Source organism: Actinocorallia lasiicapitis, from assembly GCF_054778695.1.
In genome coordinates this window covers 1-15,644 of the sequence record NZ_BAAGZI010000113.1, presented here as the reverse complement: position 1 = coordinate 15,644, position 15,644 = coordinate 1, and the positions used below count along the sequence as shown (strand labels likewise).

General features: G+C 69.3%; 17 protein-coding genes and 1 pseudogene. 6 read left to right on the top strand and 12 right to left on the bottom strand.

The annotated features are described in order from the left end of the window. Positions 1–116: 116 nt before the first annotated feature. From ACYVE7_RS15255 to ctaC, 5 genes are all read right to left on the bottom strand, one after another. Positions 117–722, bottom strand: a complete 606-nt coding sequence (locus ACYVE7_RS15255; RefSeq protein ID WP_460365346.1) for a DUF1707 SHOCT-like domain-containing protein — start codon at positions 720–722, stop codon at positions 117–119. 82 nt (positions 723–804) lie between these two features. After that, positions 805–2,076 carry a L,D-transpeptidase gene (locus tag ACYVE7_RS15250; RefSeq protein ID WP_460365345.1) on the bottom strand — a complete coding sequence of 424 codons (1,272 nt, stop codon included), beginning with the start codon at positions 2,074–2,076 and terminating at the stop codon, positions 805–807. Positions 2,077–2,281: 205 nt separating this feature from the next. Continuing rightward, positions 2,282–2,692: a cytochrome c oxidase subunit 4 gene (locus tag ACYVE7_RS15245; RefSeq protein WP_460365344.1), complete on the bottom strand. Its 411-nt coding sequence runs from the start codon at positions 2,690–2,692 to the stop codon at positions 2,282–2,284. Between the two features lie 4 nt (positions 2,693–2,696). Continuing rightward, on the bottom strand, positions 2,697–4,394 hold the full coding sequence (ctaD, locus tag ACYVE7_RS15240) for an aa3-type cytochrome oxidase subunit I (RefSeq protein WP_460365343.1): 1,698 nt from the start codon (positions 4,392–4,394) through the stop codon (positions 2,697–2,699). Further along, on the bottom strand, positions 4,391–5,239 hold the full coding sequence (gene ctaC / locus ACYVE7_RS15235) for an aa3-type cytochrome oxidase subunit II (RefSeq protein ID WP_460365342.1): 849 nt from the start codon (positions 5,237–5,239) through the stop codon (positions 4,391–4,393). The genes ctaD and ctaC overlap by 4 nt, the downstream gene beginning before the upstream one ends. A 130-nt stretch (positions 5,240–5,369) precedes the next feature. Between ctaC and ACYVE7_RS15230 the strand changes: the two genes are divergently transcribed. Further along, positions 5,370–6,509 (top strand): cysteine desulfurase family protein, encoded by a 1,140-nt coding sequence (locus tag ACYVE7_RS15230; protein WP_460365341.1) that lies wholly within the window; start codon positions 5,370–5,372, stop codon positions 6,507–6,509. Then, a complete protein-coding gene (locus ACYVE7_RS15225) occupies positions 6,506–6,805 on the top strand; it encodes a sulfurtransferase TusA family protein (protein WP_460365340.1) in 300 nt (99 codons plus the stop codon). Before ACYVE7_RS15230 ends, ACYVE7_RS15225 begins: the two co-directional genes overlap by 4 nt. 3 nt (positions 6,806–6,808) lie before the next feature. On the opposite strand, the gene ACYVE7_RS15220 is transcribed toward ACYVE7_RS15225, so the two are convergent. The 3 genes from ACYVE7_RS15220 to erpA form a co-directional block, all read right to left on the bottom strand. Then, positions 6,809–8,167 (bottom strand): sulfatase-like hydrolase/transferase, encoded by a 1,359-nt coding sequence (locus ACYVE7_RS15220; RefSeq protein WP_460365339.1) that lies wholly within the window; start codon positions 8,165–8,167, stop codon positions 6,809–6,811. 139 nt (positions 8,168–8,306) lie between these two features. Beyond that, positions 8,307–9,269: a carbohydrate kinase family protein gene (locus tag ACYVE7_RS15215; protein ID WP_460365338.1), complete on the bottom strand. Its 963-nt coding sequence runs from the start codon at positions 9,267–9,269 to the stop codon at positions 8,307–8,309. Positions 9,270–9,387: 118 nt separating this feature from the next. Further along, on the bottom strand, positions 9,388–9,732 hold the full coding sequence (gene erpA / locus ACYVE7_RS15210; RefSeq protein WP_460365337.1) for an iron-sulfur cluster insertion protein ErpA: 345 nt from the start codon (positions 9,730–9,732) through the stop codon (positions 9,388–9,390). 222 nt (positions 9,733–9,954) lie between these two features. On the opposite strand from erpA, the gene nadA reads away from it, so the two are divergent. Then, entirely contained in the window at positions 9,955–11,106 is a 1,152-nt protein-coding gene (gene nadA, locus ACYVE7_RS15205) for a quinolinate synthase NadA (protein WP_460365336.1), read from the top strand. Here the strand turns inward: nadA and ACYVE7_RS15200 are convergent. The 3 genes from ACYVE7_RS15200 to ACYVE7_RS15190 form a co-directional block, all read right to left on the bottom strand. After that, a complete protein-coding gene (locus ACYVE7_RS15200; protein WP_460365335.1) occupies positions 11,103–11,822 on the bottom strand; it encodes an SIMPL domain-containing protein in 720 nt (239 codons plus the stop codon). The two genes, nadA and ACYVE7_RS15200, sit on opposite strands and share 4 nt — an antisense overlap. Positions 11,823–11,938: 116 nt before the next feature. After that, entirely contained in the window at positions 11,939–12,217 is a 279-nt protein-coding gene (gene pspAA / locus ACYVE7_RS15195; RefSeq protein ID WP_460365334.1) for a PspA-associated protein PspAA, read from the bottom strand. A gap of 2 nt (positions 12,218–12,219) precedes the next feature. Further along, complete coding sequence (locus tag ACYVE7_RS15190) at positions 12,220–13,011, bottom strand: PspA/IM30 family protein (protein WP_460365333.1); 792 nt, start codon at positions 13,009–13,011, stop codon at positions 12,220–12,222. Positions 13,012–13,219: 208 nt separating this feature from the next. Between ACYVE7_RS15190 and ACYVE7_RS15185 the strand changes: the two genes are divergently transcribed. Beyond that, positions 13,220–13,750, top strand: a complete 531-nt coding sequence (locus ACYVE7_RS15185) for a DUF3043 domain-containing protein (RefSeq protein ID WP_460365332.1) — start codon at positions 13,220–13,222, stop codon at positions 13,748–13,750. A gap of 49 nt (positions 13,751–13,799) precedes the next feature. Continuing rightward, positions 13,800–14,801, top strand: coding sequence for an aldo/keto reductase family protein (locus ACYVE7_RS15180; RefSeq protein ID WP_460365331.1), 1,002 nt, complete (start codon positions 13,800–13,802; stop codon positions 14,799–14,801). 28 nt (positions 14,802–14,829) lie between these two features. Here ACYVE7_RS15180 and ACYVE7_RS15175 read toward each other — a convergent pair whose 3' ends face one another. Further along, the gene (locus ACYVE7_RS15175) at positions 14,830–15,051 is read right to left on the bottom strand and encodes a hypothetical protein (protein WP_460365330.1); all 222 of its coding nucleotides are present in this window, start codon (positions 15,049–15,051) and stop codon (positions 14,830–14,832) included. Between the two features lie 84 nt (positions 15,052–15,135). Here ACYVE7_RS15175 and ACYVE7_RS15170 point away from each other — a divergent pair. Continuing rightward, positions 15,136–15,644, top strand: a pseudogene (locus tag ACYVE7_RS15170) (bifunctional adenosylcobinamide kinase/adenosylcobinamide-phosphate guanylyltransferase); the annotation flags it as partial.

Below are 15,644 nucleotides of genomic sequence, written 5' to 3'. Positions count from 1 at the left end.
ACGCCCGCGCCGCGGAGGCCATCGACTCGGGCGCGGCCAACCAGCTCCTGGACCGGTGGATCACCGTCTCGCAGGCGCTCAGGCCGTCCTAACGGTGCTTCCCGCCGCGGCTCCCCTCAGCGGGGGCCGTAGCGGGGCGGGCGGCGCAGCAGCCAGTCGACGAAACGGCGGCGGGGCGGGCCCGCGTAGACCGAGCCGCTGGCCACCGAACCGGAGACCGTGACCCGCAGGTGCACCGGGACCGGATCGGCGCCCCACGGCGGCCGGACCCGGGTGGAGCCGCTGCTGATCTCGACCTCGTCCAGATCGACCTCCACCCCCGGCCGGGTGATGATCCGGAGACTGCCGCTGCGGACGTCGATGTCGAGGTCGAGCGTGTCGAAGGTCACCTCCGCCGAGGTCAGGTCCAGGACGACCGAACCGCTCGCCGCGGTGATCTCCAGCTCGCGCGGCACCTGCCACCGGCCGTCGCGGCGGACACTGCCCGCGCCCACCTGGATCCGCGCCAGCTCCTTGGGCGGGAGCCGCCCCGGCGTCGCCGGCAGATCGGTGAGCAGCGACTCCAGCTCGCCCCGGGTGCGGGCCTCCAGCGCGCGGCCCGTCCGGGAGTCCAGCTCCTCGAGCGTGAGCCGCCCGTCGCCCGCCGCGGCCGTCAGCGCCTCGACGACCCTGTCCCGTTCCTCGTGCGACGCCCGGACACCCGGCACGATCTCCTCCGCCATACCCGCACCCTAGACGCTCCCCCGCTCATGGCGAAGGGGGGACGGAGACCGTCCCCCCCTTTGGCAGTGGTGTGCGGTGGTGTCAGCTCTTGACGGTCGGGCCCTCGGACGGGGTGACGGCCGGAGCCTTCACCGCGGTGTTCGGCACCTTCGGCGCGGCCGGCTTCGGCAGAGCGCCGTCGAGCGAGCTGGTGACGACGGCCTTGGCCTGCGAGCCCTTCAGCCAGTCCTTCCAGTTGAGCTGCCAGTAGCCCCAGCCGTTCTCCGGCTCCAGCGCGCGGCTCGTCCCGGTGATGATGACGGGGTCGCCGCGGTGGGCGTTCTGGTTGTACCAGCGGGCGTTCGAGGTCGACATGTTGACGCAGCCGTGGCTGACGTTGGAGTAGCCCTGGGAGCCGGTCGACCACGGGGCGGCGTGCAGGTACTCGCCGGAGTCGGAGATCCGGACCGTCCAGTAGACGTTCTGGGAGTAGTAGCCGGCGCTGCCGGGACCGATCCCCGGAGAAGTCATGACGGTCATGTACTCCTTCTCCATGTTGAGGTGGTTCCCCGAGGTGGTGGTGTACTTGCGGCTGCCGCCCATGCCCATCGAGACCGGGATGGTGCGGACCTTCTTGCCGTTGCGGGTGACCGTCATCTGGTGGGTGCGCGCGCTGCCCTTGGTGACGATCGCGTCGCCGACCTTGAAGGACAGGTCGATGTTCTTCGTGCCGTAGGTGTCCTTGGAGAACGGGACGCCCGCGGTGTGCCCGACCAGCCGGACCGTGGTCTTGGCCGGCCAGTAGTTCTTGGTCCGGAACACGACGTTCTGGTCGTCGAACCAGTGCCAGGCGCCCTCGACCGGCTTGGTCGAGCGCACCTCCAGGGCACGCTCCACACCCGCCTTGTTGGTGACGGCCTTGTCGAAGTGGAGCTTGATCGGCATCCCGACGCCGACGGTCTCCTTGGCGTTGGGGAACAGCACGTTGGAGGCCGTCGTCCTGGTGGGACGGACCGTCTTGAAGGTGCTGGTGGAGGTCTCGAGCTGGCCGTCGGTGCCGAACGCCGCGGCCGTCACCGAGTAGGTGGCCGCCGGGTCCAGCGGCCAGCGCGACTGCCAGGTGGTGCCGTCCGCGGCCAGGACGCCCTCGACCCGCTGGCTCCCCGAGGTCACCGTGACGTTCTTCAACGTCCCCTGCGCGGCCTTGATCTTAATCGGGGTGTCGGGCTTCACCGCCTTGGTGGAGTCCGCCGGGCTGATGACGACGGCCGCGTCCGGCGGATCCATGGTCTCGCCCGAACACCCTGCCACCAGTAGCGGCGCTGCTGCGATCCCCGCCAGTGCCACCCGTCCTCCGGCGCGATTGAGCTGCACCGTCCACCTCCCGTGTCGTCCCGTGTCTGGGCCCCCGAAGACCACAGCGGAGCAAATGATCAAGCTCCTGGGACGTGGGATACCCCCGCTCGTCTCACCGGGAAACCTCAATCAGTGAGCATCCCGCGACTTAGCGCAATTATGACGAAGGCCGGTGCCTCCCCGTAGGGAGACACCGGCCTTCGCCGGAGCTTTTCCGCTTCCGTTACGCCACGAACTGGCCGCGGTAGTACTCGAAGACGAAACCGATCGTGGTCAGCAGCAGGCAGCAGACCGAGAGGATCACCAGCCACCAGCCGAACACCAGGCCGAGGCAGATGCCCGCCGCCGAAGCGGCGACGAACAGCGGCCACCACGAGTGCGGGCTGAAGAACCCGTACTCGCCCGCGGCGTCCGCGATCTCACCCTGCTTGTCGTCCTCCGGCAGCAGCTTGCCGGAGGCGGCCTCGAGCCGGTTGACGGTGAAGTGGATGTACCCGCCGATCATGAACGCGAGACCGATGGCCATGGCCATGGCGGTCGTGCCGGTCCAGTCACGGGAGAAGTACCAGTACGCGATGTCGGTGACGAGGAAGAACGCACCGCAGCCGTAGAACATCCATGCCTGTACGCGCATCGGACTAGGCCTCCAGCTTCTTGGTCTGGATGCTGCTCAGGCCGGGAGCGCGCAGGGCGAGGCCGTCGCCGTCCGGACCGTGGTGCAGGTCGAACGCGGGACGCTCGGAGCGGATCCGCGGGATGGAGTTGAAGTTGTGCCGCGGCGGCGGGCAGGAGGTCGCCCACTCCAGGGACATGCCGAAGCCCCACGGGTCGTCGACGCCGACCGGCTTGCCCTTCTTCCACGTGATGTAGATGTTGTAGAAGAACGGCAGCAGCGAGGCGCCCAGGATGAACGAGAAGATCGTGGAGAACTCGTTCAGGCCCGTGAACTCCTTGGCGTAGTCCGCGTACCGGCGGGGCATACCCTCCGCGCCCAGCCAGTGCTGGACGAGGAACGTGCCGTGGAAGCCGATGAACAGCAGCCAGAAGTGGAACTTGCCCCACGCCTCGTTCAGGCGCTTGCCGGTGAACTTCGGCCACCAGAAGTAGAAGCCGGCGAACATCGCGAACACGACGGTGCCGAAGACCACGTAGTGGAAGTGCGCCACGACGAAGTAGCTGTCGGAGAGCTGGAAGTCCATCGGCGGCGAAGCCAGGATGACACCGGTCAGACCACCGAACAGGAAGGTGACCAGGAAGCCGATCGACCAGAGCATCGGCGTCTCGAAGGACAACTGGCCCTTCCAGATCGTGCCGACCCAGTTGAAGAACTTCACACCCGTCGGCACCGCGATGAGGAACGTCATGAACGAGAAGAACGGCAGGAGCACCTGGCCCGTCACGAACATGTGGTGCGCCCACACCGTGATGGACAGACCCGCGATGGTGATGGTCGCGCCGACCAGGCCGATGTAGCCGAAGACGGGCTTGCGGGAGAACACCGGCAGGATCTCGGTCACGATGCCGAAGAACGGCAGCGCGAGGATGTACACCTCGGGATGGCCGAAGAACCAGAACAGGTGCTGCCAGAGCAGCGCGCCGCCGTGGCTCGCGTCGAACACGTGCGCGCCGAACTTGCGGTCGGCCTCGAGGGCGAGCAGCGCCGCGGCGAGGACCGGGAAGGCCAGCAGGACCAGGATCGAGGTCAGCAGGACGTTCCACACGAAGATCGGCATCCGGAACATCGTCATACCGGGCGCGCGCATGCACAGGATCGTGGTGATGAAGTTGACCGCGCCGAGGATCGTGCCCAGACCCGACAGCGTCAGGCCGATGACCCACATGTCGCCGCCGACGCCCGGCGAGTGCACCGAGTCCGACAGCGGGGCGTAGGCGAACCAGCCGAAGCTGGCGGCGCCGTCCGGCGTGAAGAACGCCGCGACGACGATCAGCGAGCCGAACAGGTAGAACCAGTAGGCCAGCATGTTCATGCGCGGGAACGCCACGTCGGGCGAGCCGATCTGCAGCGGCATGATGACGTTGGCGAAGCCCGCGAACAGCGGGGTCGCGAACATCAGCAGCATGATCGTGCCGTGCATGGTGAAGAGCTGGTTGAACTGCTCCCGGCTGACCATCTGCAGGCCGGGGTTGTACAGCTCGGCGCGCATGATGAGAGCCATCACGCCGCCGATGAGGAAGAAGCAGAACGAGGTGATCAGGTACAGGTACCCGATGACCTTGTGGTCGGTCGAGGTCATCCAGTTGACGACCAGCCGGCCCTTGCTGGTGCGGACCGGTGCGGCGTGGTGCTGAACCGGAGCGTCTTCAATGGCGGTCACTGCGCGCCTCCGACCTTGTTCGCGTTGATGAACCGGTCGAACTCGGCCTGCGAGACCACCTTCACCTGGAAGAGCATCCGGGCGTGCGACTCACCGCACAGCTCGGCGCAACGGCCCTCGTAGGTGCCCTCCTTGGTGGGCTTCACCTCGAACTGGTTCACATAACCGGGCATGACGTCCTTCTTGTAGAGGAACGCGGGAACCCAGAACGAGTGAATGACGTTGTTCGACTTGAGGTTGAAGTGCACGGTCTTACCGACCGGGAGCACCAGGACGGGCTTCTCGCCGGTACCGGTGCCGCCGGGCGCGTCAGGCTCCGTGGGAGTGCCCACGATGCTGATCGGCCGGCCGTTCGCCTTCTTGAAGTTCTCGCCCAGATAGTCGAACTGCCAGCTCCACTGGTAGGAGATCACGTCCACCGTGACGTCGGCCTTCTCGTTCACGCGCTTCTCGACGTACGACTCGTCGCGCGCGGTGTAGAAGAACAGGACGCCGATGATGATGAACGGAACGGCGGTGTACAGCATCTCGAGCGGCAGGTTGTAACGCACCTGGAGCGGGAGCTCGTCGCCCGAGCCCTTCCGCTTGCGGTGGAACACTACGGCCCAGAGGATCAGGCCCCAGACGACGGCGCCGACGAGGAGCGCGGCGATCCACGAGCCCTGCCACAGGGTGAGCATACGCTTCGCCTGCTCGGTGGCGGGCTCGGGGAACCCGATGCGCTTCCATTCCTCTGCGTCGCAGGCTGTGGCGGACATCGCCAACAGCGCCAGCGCGGATGCGCTGGTGAGCGCTCTGCGGCCACGCGATGGCGTACGCCGCTCAGTTGAGCGGGTCGGACTCACGGATTGCCTTCCCCACGGATGAAGCCCGGGGCTCCCCGGGCGGCTGCAATTCAATATTTCCCACGTGTGGAGCACACATTAGCGCGGGTGTCCCAGGAGTCTCCTTCGGGACCCCCGTTAGTGTCGTGTTGTGCCTTACTTCGACGCCGCCTCTACCGAACCCTTGCATCCAGCAGCCCGTGCGGCCCTGCTTTCGGCCTACGAGACGGGGTGGGCGGATCCGGCGCGTCTGTACGGATCAGGACGACGGGCCAGGATGCTACTAGATCAGGCGCGGGCGCGTTGTGCGGCGTTCGTCGGCGTCCGTCCTGATGAGGTGGTGTTCACCACCTCGGGCACACAGGCCGTCCAGCTCGGGGTGCTCGGCGCGCTCGGGGCGCGGCGCAGGATCGGCCGGCACCTGGTCGTCTCGGCGGTGGAGCACTCCTCGGTGCTGCACGCGGCCGAGCGGTTCGAGCAGGACGGCGGGAGCGTCACCGTCGTGGGGGTCGACCTGTACGGACGGGTGGATCCGGCCGCGTTCGCCGCCGCGCTCCGGCCGGACACCGCGCTGGCCTGCCTGCAGTCCGCCAACCATGAGGTGGGAACGGTCCAGCCCGTCGCCGAGGCGGCCGTCGCGTGCAAGGCGGCGGGGGTGCCGCTGCTGGTTGACGCCGCCCAGTCCGTCGGCCGGATTCCTTTGCCCGAGGGCTGGTCGATCTTGACCGCGTCAGCGCACAAGTGGGGCGGGCCGCCCGGTGTCGGGCTCTTGATCATCCGTAAGGGAACCCGGTGGAAAACACCGCTTCCCGAGGACGAGCGGGAGGGGCGCCGGATGCCCGGGTTCGAGAACGTCCCGGCGATCGCGGCCGCCGCGGCGGCGCTGGAGGCGTCCACGAGCGAGTGGGCCGCCGAAGGGCCCCGGCTTTCCGCGCTGATCGACCGGATGCGTTCGCGTATCCCCGCGACGGTGCCCGACGTCGAGATCGTCGGCGATCCGGTGCGCAGGCTCCCCCATCTGCTGACGTTCTCCTGCCTTTACGTCGAAGGGGAAGCGCTCATCACCGAGCTGGACCGGCTCGGTTTCGAGGTTTCCTCCGGCAGTTCCTGCACGGCCGATACGCTACGTCCGAGCCACGTTCTGGAGGCCATGGGTGTGATTACGCATGGGAACGTCCGGGTATCGCTGCCCCGTGGGACGGACACCGCGGACGTCGACCGGTTCCTGGCCGTCCTCCCCGACGCGGTCGACCGCCTGCGCCGCATCAGCAGAGAAGGGACCCCCCGATGAAGGGCTTCCGACGCCGCCAGGCGCCCACGCCGCCCCCGGCTCCCGCGGCCCCCGTCCCGTCCGGGCCGCCCGCCTACCTCGTCATCGACGCGCTCGGCCGCAAATGCCCGATCCCGATCATCATGCTGGCCGAGCGGATCCGCGAGGTCCCCACCGGCGAGATCATCGCGGTGCAGGCCGACGACGCCGCCGCCCGCACCGACATCCCGGCGTGGTGCCGGATGAAGTCGCAGACCTTCGTCCGTGAGGAGCCGCTGCCGCGCGGCTGGGCGTTCCACATCAAACGCGACTACTGACCGCTAGAACAGGTGGGCGGGGATCCGGCGGCGCAGGGCGCGGGCCCTGGCCGGTTTGAGTGAGCGGAGCTGCCACGGGTCGCGGCGCAGGTCGTAGTACTCGCGGTGGGTGACACGGCCCGAACCGCGCGGGTGCGGCGCGCCGGGCGCGAACACCACGTCGTAGTACTCGACGTACTGGTGGGTCCTGGTGACGATCGACACCCAGCTCGGCGGCAGGCCGGGGATTCCGCCCGGATGCCAGTGCTGGAGCAGCAGATGGGCGCGCGTCCACGGGCGCAGCAGCGAGCGGCCCGCCGAGCCCGGCAGCGGCGGCAGGCCCGCGGCGTCCAGGACGGTCGGCGCGATGTCGGCCCTCGCGGCCAGCCGGGAGTCGACGCCGCGCCGCACCCCGCCCGCGGGCCACGACAGGTGCAGCGGCACCCGGACGGACTGCTGGTAGGGCACGTGCTTGCCGATCCAGCCGTGCTCCGCCCAGCAGTAGCCGTTGTCCCCCACGAAGATCACGAGAGTGTTCTCGAGCTGACCGGTCCTGACCAGCGCCGCGTGCACCGCGGCGACCAGGTCGTCCACGGAGCGCAGGGAGCGGAGCTGGCGGCGGCGCTCGGCCCGTCCCTGCGCGAGGGTGGCGTGGCGGCGGCGCAGGTAAGGCGGCTTGTCCTTGCGGTTCTTCTCCCCGACGGCCGGATCGCCGTTCCAGCGGGGCACGGCCAGCCGGGCGTACCGGGGCTCGGGGGTGTTGGGGGCGTGCGGCGCGTACGGGGCGACGTACAGATACCAGGGCCGGTCGTCGGCCTGGGACACGAACGCCACCGCCCGTTCGCGCACGGCCGTCGTGCTGTAGCCGGGGCAGGGCCTGACGGTGCCGTTGTCGTTCCAGCGGCCGTCCCGGTAGGACGGCTTGCAGAACACCGCGTAGTCGTCGAAGTGCCGGACGGAGTCCCCCGGCGACCAGCCGTTCAGCATCTTCCCGAACAGTCCCGTCCGGTAGCCGGCGTCGTGCAGCCGCCGCTGGACGGTCGCGTCCTGGTCGAACCGGTGCTCGTACCCGTGGTTGTGCCGCACCCCGTGCTGGTGGGCGTGGCGCCCCGTCATGATGGTCGCCCGCGACGGAGCGCACACGGGCGTCAGGCACCGCGCCTCGGTGAAGGTCCGTCCGCCGCCGCCGAGCCACCGCTCCGTCCGCGGCAGCGCCCATCCCGTCCGCAACGGCTGGTCGTCGGTGACGATCAGCAGCACGTTCGGCCGCCGCCCCGCCTCCCCCCGCCGCCGCACTCCCCCGGGCACCCCGGCCCCGGCCCGCGACCACGGCGCACCCCCGGCGACCGCCGCCGCGATCGCCAGAAACCCCCGCCTGCCCACCCCGCCGTCCACCCGCTACCCCCGATGGTCACCCGCCGCCCGCCGGAAGATCACCTCGGCGGACGGCTGCCCGATGTCACCGACCGGCCAGGGTACCGGCAAGCACGCACCGGCCACCGGTCCTCACACGGCGTGAAGCTCAGGAGAGGTGGGGGGTGAGGTCGGCGGCGGCTTCTTCGCCGTAGGCCTCGAAGAGGCGGGTGAGGAAGGTGGGGCGGTGCAGGACGTAGTCCTGGCCGCCGGGGGTCTCCAGGGCGTGGGCGGCGATCAGGTTGCCGACCTGGGCGGCGCGCTCCAGGGTCAGGCCCAGGGAGACGGCCGAGAGGAAACCGGCGCGGAACGCGTCGCCGACACCGGTCGGCTCCACCTTGACGATCTCCGGGGCGGCGGGGATGTGCAGGCCCTCCTGGCCCTTGCGGTCGATCATCGCGCCCTTGGCGCCCAGCGTGGTGACGCGGATCCCGACGTGCTCCAGGATCTCCTGCTCCGACCAGCCGGTCTTCTGCTCGCAGAGCGCCTTCTCATACTCGTTGCAGAACAGGTAGGCGGCGCCGTCGAGGAGCTTGCGGACGTCGCTGCCCTCCATCCGGGCGAGCTGCTGGGACGGGTCCGCAGCGAACGGGATGCCGCGCTGCCGGGCCTCCTCGGTGTGCCGGACCATCGCCGCCGGGTCGTTCGGCGACACCAGCACCAGATCGAGCTCGCCCAGCGGGCCCAGCTCGATCTCGCGGGCCTCGGCCATCGCGCCCGCGTAGAACGACGCGATCTGGTTGTGGTCGGAGTCCGTGGTGCACAGGAAGCGGGCGGTGTGCCGCAGCTCCGAGATGTGCACGCCCGAGCAGTCGACTCCATGCCGCTCCAGCCAGGAACGGTAGTCGTCGAAGTCCTTGCCGACCGCGCCGACCAGGATCGGGCGCTGCCCGAACAGGCCGAGGCCAAAGGCGATGTTGGCGGCGCAACCGCCGCGGCGGATCTCCATCTCGTCAACGAGGAAGGAGAGCGACACCTGGTCGAGCTGGTCGGCGATCAGCTGGTCGGCGAACCTGCCCGGGAAGGTCATCAGGTTGTCGGTCGCGATGGAGCCAGTAACGGCGATGCGCACGGCGGGTGTTCTCCTCGGGTGGTGGAACGGGATGCGCCAGAACGAGAAAGGCCAGCACAGATTACTCTGCACTGGCCTTCATCGCGTGTACAGGCCCGGAAACGCCGAGCCCTGGGACCTAGCTGAAGCTGTCGCCGCAGGCGCAGGAGCCGGTCGCGTTCGGGTTGTCGATCGTGAAGCCCTGCTTCTCGATGGTGTCGACGAAGTCGACCGTCGCGCCGCCGAGGTAGGGGGCGGACATACGGTCCGTGACGACCGTCACACCGCCGAAGTCGAAGGTGACGTCCCCGTCGAGCTGACGCTCGTCGAAGAAGAGCTGGTAGATCAGGCCGGAGCAGCCACCGGGCTGCACGGCGACGCGCAGCGCCAGGTCATCGCGGCCTTCCTGCTCGAGGAGGGCTTTGACCTTGTCCGCCGCGGCGTCGGTCAGGTTGATGCCCTGCTGGGTGCTGGTCTCCGTCATCGTTAAATCCACTCCCGGATCGGGGCTGAGAAGTCTGCTAGCGAGAACTTTGCTAACTGGGACAACGTACCCGGCGTGCTGATTCTTCCCCGCGAGCACGAGGTTTTCTCATGGTGCCACATCCCGCCCCCACCCCGGGGTGCCGAGGAGTCACGGGGATGTGCTTCACTGGGAATCGTCAAAGCGACGATAAGTCCCCGTCGCAGGGATAAGGAGCCCGCCGTGACGACTCAGATCGATCTTCCGCTGCTGTTCCTGGGCAAGGGCACCGACCCCGCCAGCGAGCGAGGCGTCGACTGCCCCGGCGATCTGCCGCCCGCCTCCGACCCCGACCTGGTGGCACGTGCCAAGGCCGCCAAGGAGGCGCTCGGCGACCAGGTCTTCGTGCTGGGCCACCACTACCAGCGCGACGAGGTGATCCAGTTCGCCGATGTGACGGGCGACTCGTTCAAACTCGCCCGCGACGCCGCGGCCCGCCCCGACGCGCCCTACATCGTCTTCTGCGGCGTCCACTTCATGGCCGAGTCCGCCGACATCCTCACCGGACCCGACCAGAAGGTGATCCTGCCCGACCTCGCGGCCGGCTGCTCGATGGCCGACATGGCCACCTTCAACCAGGTCGAGGAGTGCTGGGACACCCTGGCCGACCTGGGGATCGCCGACCGGATCGTCCCGGTCACCTACATGAACTCCTCGGCCGACATCAAGGCGTTCGTCGGCCGCCGCGGCGGCGTGGTCTGCACCTCCTCCAACGCCAAGCGGGCGCTGGACTGGGCGTTCGAGCAGGGCGAGCAGGTCCTGTTCCTGCCCGACCAGCACCTCGGCCGCAACACGGCCGTCCTGGAGATGGGCTACTCGCTGGACGACTGCGTGGTCTACAACCCGCACCGGCCGAACGGCGGCCTGACCGACGACCAGCTCAAGAACGCCAAGATGATCCTGTGGAAGGGCCACTGCTCCGTGCACGGCCGCTTCACCAAGGAGTCCGTCGACGAGGTCCGCGCGCGGGTCCCCGGCGTCAACGTGCTCGTCCACCCCGAGTGCCGGCACGACGTCGTCACCGCGGCCGACCACGTGGGCTCCACCGAGTACATCATCAAGAAGCTCGACGCCGCCGAGCCCGGCAGTTCCTGGGCCATCGGCACCGAGCTCAACCTGGTGAAGCGCCTCGCCGACGCCCACCCGGACAAGAACGTGATGTTCCTCGACAAAGCGGTCTGCTACTGCTCGACCATGAACCGGATCGACCTGCCCCACCTCGTGTGGACGCTCGAATCCCTGGTCAAGGGCGAAGTACCGAACCAGATCGTCGTGGACACCGACACCGCTCACTACGCCCGGGTGGCGCTCGACCAGATGCTGGCGCTCCCCTAGGCCGGGCCGGCGAGGGCGTAGACCAGCGAGACCGTGACGCGGGCCTCGCTCTCGCCCGGCTCGATCGCGGCGCCGTCGGCCATCACGGCCTTCGGCGTCAGCGACTGGACGGGCACCGGGTCGAAACCGCCGGCCGTGACCGACAGCAGTCGGCCCAGTTTCCGGCCGCCGAGCTTCGCGAGCTGCTTGGCCTTGGCGTGCGCGGCCTTGAACGCCAGCGCGCGGGCGGCCTCGGTCTCCTTCGACCAGTCGGCCTTGTCGAAGGAGATCCCGTCCACCCGGACCGCGTCGCCGGTGGAGGCGACCGCCTTGATGACCTTCGACGCCTTCGCCAGATTCCTGACCACGGCACGGATGCCCTCGCTCGCCCGGTAGCCGGCGATCTTCGGGTAGTGGTCGGGGACGTACTCCGGCTGCACCGACAGCGCGGCCGTCCTGATGTCCTTGCGGGCCACGCCCTGCGCCACCAGCACCTTGATGACCTTGTTCGCGGCGGCGCCCGCGGCGTCGTACGCCTCGCCCACGGACTTGCGGCGCACGTCCACCCCGGCGTTCAGGTACATGACGTCCGGCACGACCGCGACGCTGCCCTGGCCGTCCACACTGACCGTGTCCGGGACGGCCTTGGCCTTGGCGGCCTGGGCGGCGTAGGCCGGGACGGGGATGAGCAGGCCCAGCGACACCGCGGCGGCGACGCCGAGAATCTTTCCACGCATGAAGAAATCCCCCTCGGAGTAATGATCTTCCGAGAGGGATCTCAGCAGCGCCGTCCATGCCGAGCCGGGACCTGCGGGCAAAGGTCTCGTAGGGAACCCGTCGGGAATCAGGCCGACTAGTCGGGAATCAGGCCTTCGTCGCCGAGCATCGCGCTGACCTCGTCCATCGCGGAGTCGGCCGGCGGCAGCACCAGATCGGACGATTCCAGGCTGTCGGCGGGCAGCGGCTCCCCGATCTCGCGGACCGCGCCCAGCAGGGCGGCGAAAGCGGCCCGGAAGGCGGCCTCGTCGGCCTCGCCGATCGCGGCCTCCAGCGAGTCGTCGAGCCGGTTCAGCTCGGCCAGGGCGGCGTCGTCGATCCGCACCTGGCCCTCCCCCATGATCCGGACGATCATCGTCACCCTCCCTGCGGCCACTGCTGCTGGCCGGGCTGCGGCTGCTCCTTAGGGGCCGCGCCCGGCGCGCCCTGGTCGAGCTGCTTGGGCGCGGGGCCCTGGCCCAGCTCGGCCTTGAGCCGCTCCAGTTCCAGTTCGACGCCGGTGGTGGCGCCCATCCGGTTGAGTTCGGCCTGGATGTCGTCGCGCGGACCGGAGAAGTCCTCGAGCGCACCCGACTCCAGCAGCTCGTCGATCGCGCCGGCGCGCGCCTGGAGCTGGGCCGTCTTGTCCTCGGCCCGCTGGATCGCCAGGCCCACATCGCCCATCTCCTCGGAGATGCCGGTGAACGCCTCGTTGATCCTGGTCTGCGCCTCGGCGGCCGTGTAGGTGGCCTTGATGGTCTCCTTGCGGGTGCGGAAGGCGTCCACCTTCGCCTGGAGCCGCTGGGCGGCCAGGGTCAGCTTCTCCTCCTCGCCCTGGAGCTGGGCGTACTGGACGCGCAGATCGGCGAGCTGGGTGTCCAGGCCCGCGCGGCGCTCCAGCGCGGCCCGCGCCAGGTCCTCACGGCCGACCTGGAGCGCCTGCTTGCCCTGGCCCGTCAGCTTGTTGTGGTCCGCCTCGATCCGCTGGATCTGGAGTTCCAGGCGCTTGCGCGACGTGGCCACGTCCGCGACCCCGCGACGCACCTTCTGGAGCATCTCCAGCTGGCGCTGGTAGGAGTAGTCCAGCGTCTCCCGCGGGTCCTCGAGACGGTCCAGCGCGTTGTTCGCCTTGGACTTGAAGATCATCGACATTCGCTTCATGACGCTCATCGCGCTGCGGACGTCCCTTCGTGATGGTGCTCGCCCGAGCCCCCGTCAATACGGGCACCCCGGACGACCAAACGCTGCTTCTTCACCCTACGCTCTTGACGCGCGGCGGAGCCATGAGGTTCCTGCCGGTTCGCGTTTCGAATATCCTTCGTCTGTGTTTGGACGCCGTAGCGATGAGAATCCCGCCGAGACCGCTGAAGAAGTGGCGGTGAAGGAGAGCGGGAAGGGCCGAGCCACGCCCAAGCGCAGCGAGGCTGAGAAGCTGCGGCGCAACCAGCTCGTCACCGCTCCCCGTGACCGCAAAGAGGCCTACAAGCGGGTGCGCGAACGCCAGGCCCAGCAGCGCGCCAAAGCGCGTGAGGGCATGGCCAAGGGCGATGTGAAGTATTTGCCCAAGCGCGACCAGGGCCCGGTGCGGAAAATGGCCCGCGATTACGTGGACTCGCGCCGCACGTTCGGCCAGTACCTCATGTTCATCATGCTGTTCGTGGTGCTGCTGACCTTCGTGCCGAACGCCGCCACGCAGCTCGCGTTCGTGTTCGTGCCGCCGATCCTGCTGGCCGTGGTGCTGACAGAGAGCCTGCTGATCTCGCAGAAGGTGAAGAAGCTCGCCGCCGAGCGCTTCCCCGACGAGGACCGCAAGGGCGTCGGCTTCTACGCCGCCGCACGCTCCCTCCAGCTCCGCCGCCTGCGCCTGCCCGCCCCCGCCCTGAACATGGGCGACAAGGACAAGGTCTGAAGTTCTCCCCGGCCCCGGGGCGCCGCGGGCGGGTCCTTAGGATCGGAACATGGAGTTCCGATACCTGGGCCGCAGCGGCCTGAAGATCTCAGAAATCGCTTACGGCAACTGGATCACGCACGGCTCCCAGGTCGAGGAGGACGCGGCGCGCGCCTGCGTGCACGCCGCCCTCGACGAGGGGATCACCACCTTCGACACCGCGGACGTCTACGCGGGCACCCGCGCCGAGGAAGTCCTCGGCCGGGCCCTGCACGGGCAGCGCCGCGAAGGGCTGGAGATCTTCACCAAGGTCTACTGGCCGACGGGCGCGGGCCCCAACGACCGCGGGCTGTCCCGCAAGCACATCCTGGAGTCGATCGACGGCTCGCTGAAGCGGCTCGGCACCGACTACGTCGACCTGTACCAGGCGCACCGGTTCGACCACGAGACCCCGCTGGAAGAGACCATGCGGGCGTTCGAGGACGTCGTCCGGCAGGGCAAGGCCCTGTACATCGGGGTCTCGGAGTGGCGGGCCGAGGAGATCGCGGCCGCCCTGGAGATCGCGGAGGCGCGCGGCTTCGACCGGATCATCTCCAACCAGCCGCAGTACTCGGCGCTCTACCGGGTGATCGAGGAGGAGGTCGTCCCCCTCTGCGAGAAGGAGGGGATCGGCCAGATCGTCTGGTCGCCGATCGCGCAGGGCGTGCTGACCGGCAAGTACCAGCCGGGGCAGCCGCCGCCCGCCGGATCACGGGCCACCGACGAGAAGTCCGGCGCCGGGTTCGTCCAGTTCTGGTTGAAGGACGACGTGCTGACGCGGGTGCAGCGGCTCAAGCCGCTCGCCGAGTCCGCCGGGCTGACCATGGCGCAGCTCGCCGTCGCCTGGGTGCTGCAGAACCCGAACGTGTCGGCGGCGATCGTCGGCGCGTCCCGGCCCGAGCAGGTCAAGGACAACGTGAAGGCCTCGGGTGTGCGGCTGGAGGCCGATCTGCTCGCGCAGGTCGACGAGATCCTCGAACCGGTGGTGCTCCGCGACCCGGCCCTGACCGTGTCACCGAAGTCCCGCCCCTAGGAACACCGACCTTGGGAACGGACCGCCCCTAGTCGAGTTTCAGGGCCAGGGGGCCGTAGACGACGCGTTCGTCGTCCAGGAGGAACACCTGGGCGACGCCCGCGTCGGCGAGCTGCCGCCAGTGCTCGCCGATCCAGCTCTCCGCGTCGGCCTGGGTGGTCTGATAATCCGGCTGGTCGTACGGGGCCGGCAGGGTCGCCGCCGGAACCGCGGTGCCGTCGGCCTTCTCGTACCGCCACGTCCACGCCATATCCGTCTGTGCTCCTCTCGCCGCGAGCGGTCCGTCCGCCCGCCCGATCATGACATCCGAAGAGTGCCGTTCACCATGCATATCGTGATCGAAGGGGATGCGTCACCGCGCGGCTGGCCCGCGCCCGGCTGCCGCTGCGCCTCCTGCGGGTCGCTGCCGCTCCCCCACCGGCCCACGGAGGTGCTGCTCGACGGGGTCACGGTGGGCGCGCGGACCGGCCGGGAGGTGCCGGGAGGGCTGGACCTCGCCGTCGGCGGGGGGAGAGTGCTTTATGGCCTTCCGGGGGCGTCGCCCGAACCCCTCCCGGGGGTCGTTTACGACGCGGTGATCCTGGACGTGCTGGCGGATCCGTCGTATCTGGGGGTGCTGCGGCGGCTGGGCGCCGTCGGGCCCGGCACCGAGGTGCGGGCGGTGCATCTCGACGACCGGGTCCGCTCGGAGGCCGAACTGGCCCGCCGGATGGGGTTCTGGGGGCGGCCGCGGCCCCGGCCGCACCGGACCCTGCTGCTGGGCGGCGGACGGTCGGGGAAGTCGGCGGAGGCCGAGCTGCGGCTGCTCGCCGAGCCCGAGGTGACCTATCTGGCGACCGGGCC

Bases quoted from the DNA above. Each gene is read 5' to 3' on its own strand.
- ACYVE7_RS15190 (WP_460365333.1), bottom strand. From the start codon at position 13,011: ATGAGCGTCATGAAGCGAATGTCGATGATCTTCAAGTCCAAGGCGAAC.
- pspAA (WP_460365334.1), bottom strand. From the start codon at position 12,217: ATGATCGTCCGGATCATGGGGGAGGGCCAGGTGCGGATCGACGACGCC.
- ACYVE7_RS15245 (WP_460365344.1), bottom strand. From the start codon at position 2,692: ATGCGCGTACAGGCATGGATGTTCTACGGCTGCGGTGCGTTCTTCCTC.
- ACYVE7_RS15200 (WP_460365335.1), bottom strand. From the start codon at position 11,822: ATGCGTGGAAAGATTCTCGGCGTCGCCGCCGCGGTGTCGCTGGGCCTG.
- ACYVE7_RS15180 (WP_460365331.1), top strand. From the start codon at position 13,800: ATGGAGTTCCGATACCTGGGCCGCAGCGGCCTGAAGATCTCAGAAATC.
- ACYVE7_RS15255 (WP_460365346.1), bottom strand. From the start codon at position 722: ATGGCGGAGGAGATCGTGCCGGGTGTCCGGGCGTCGCACGAGGAACGG.
- ACYVE7_RS15175 (WP_460365330.1), bottom strand. From the start codon at position 15,051: ATGGCGTGGACGTGGCGGTACGAGAAGGCCGACGGCACCGCGGTTCCG.
- erpA (WP_460365337.1), bottom strand. From the start codon at position 9,732: ATGACGGAGACCAGCACCCAGCAGGGCATCAACCTGACCGACGCCGCG.
- ACYVE7_RS15225 (WP_460365340.1), top strand. From the start codon at position 6,506: ATGAAGGGCTTCCGACGCCGCCAGGCGCCCACGCCGCCCCCGGCTCCC.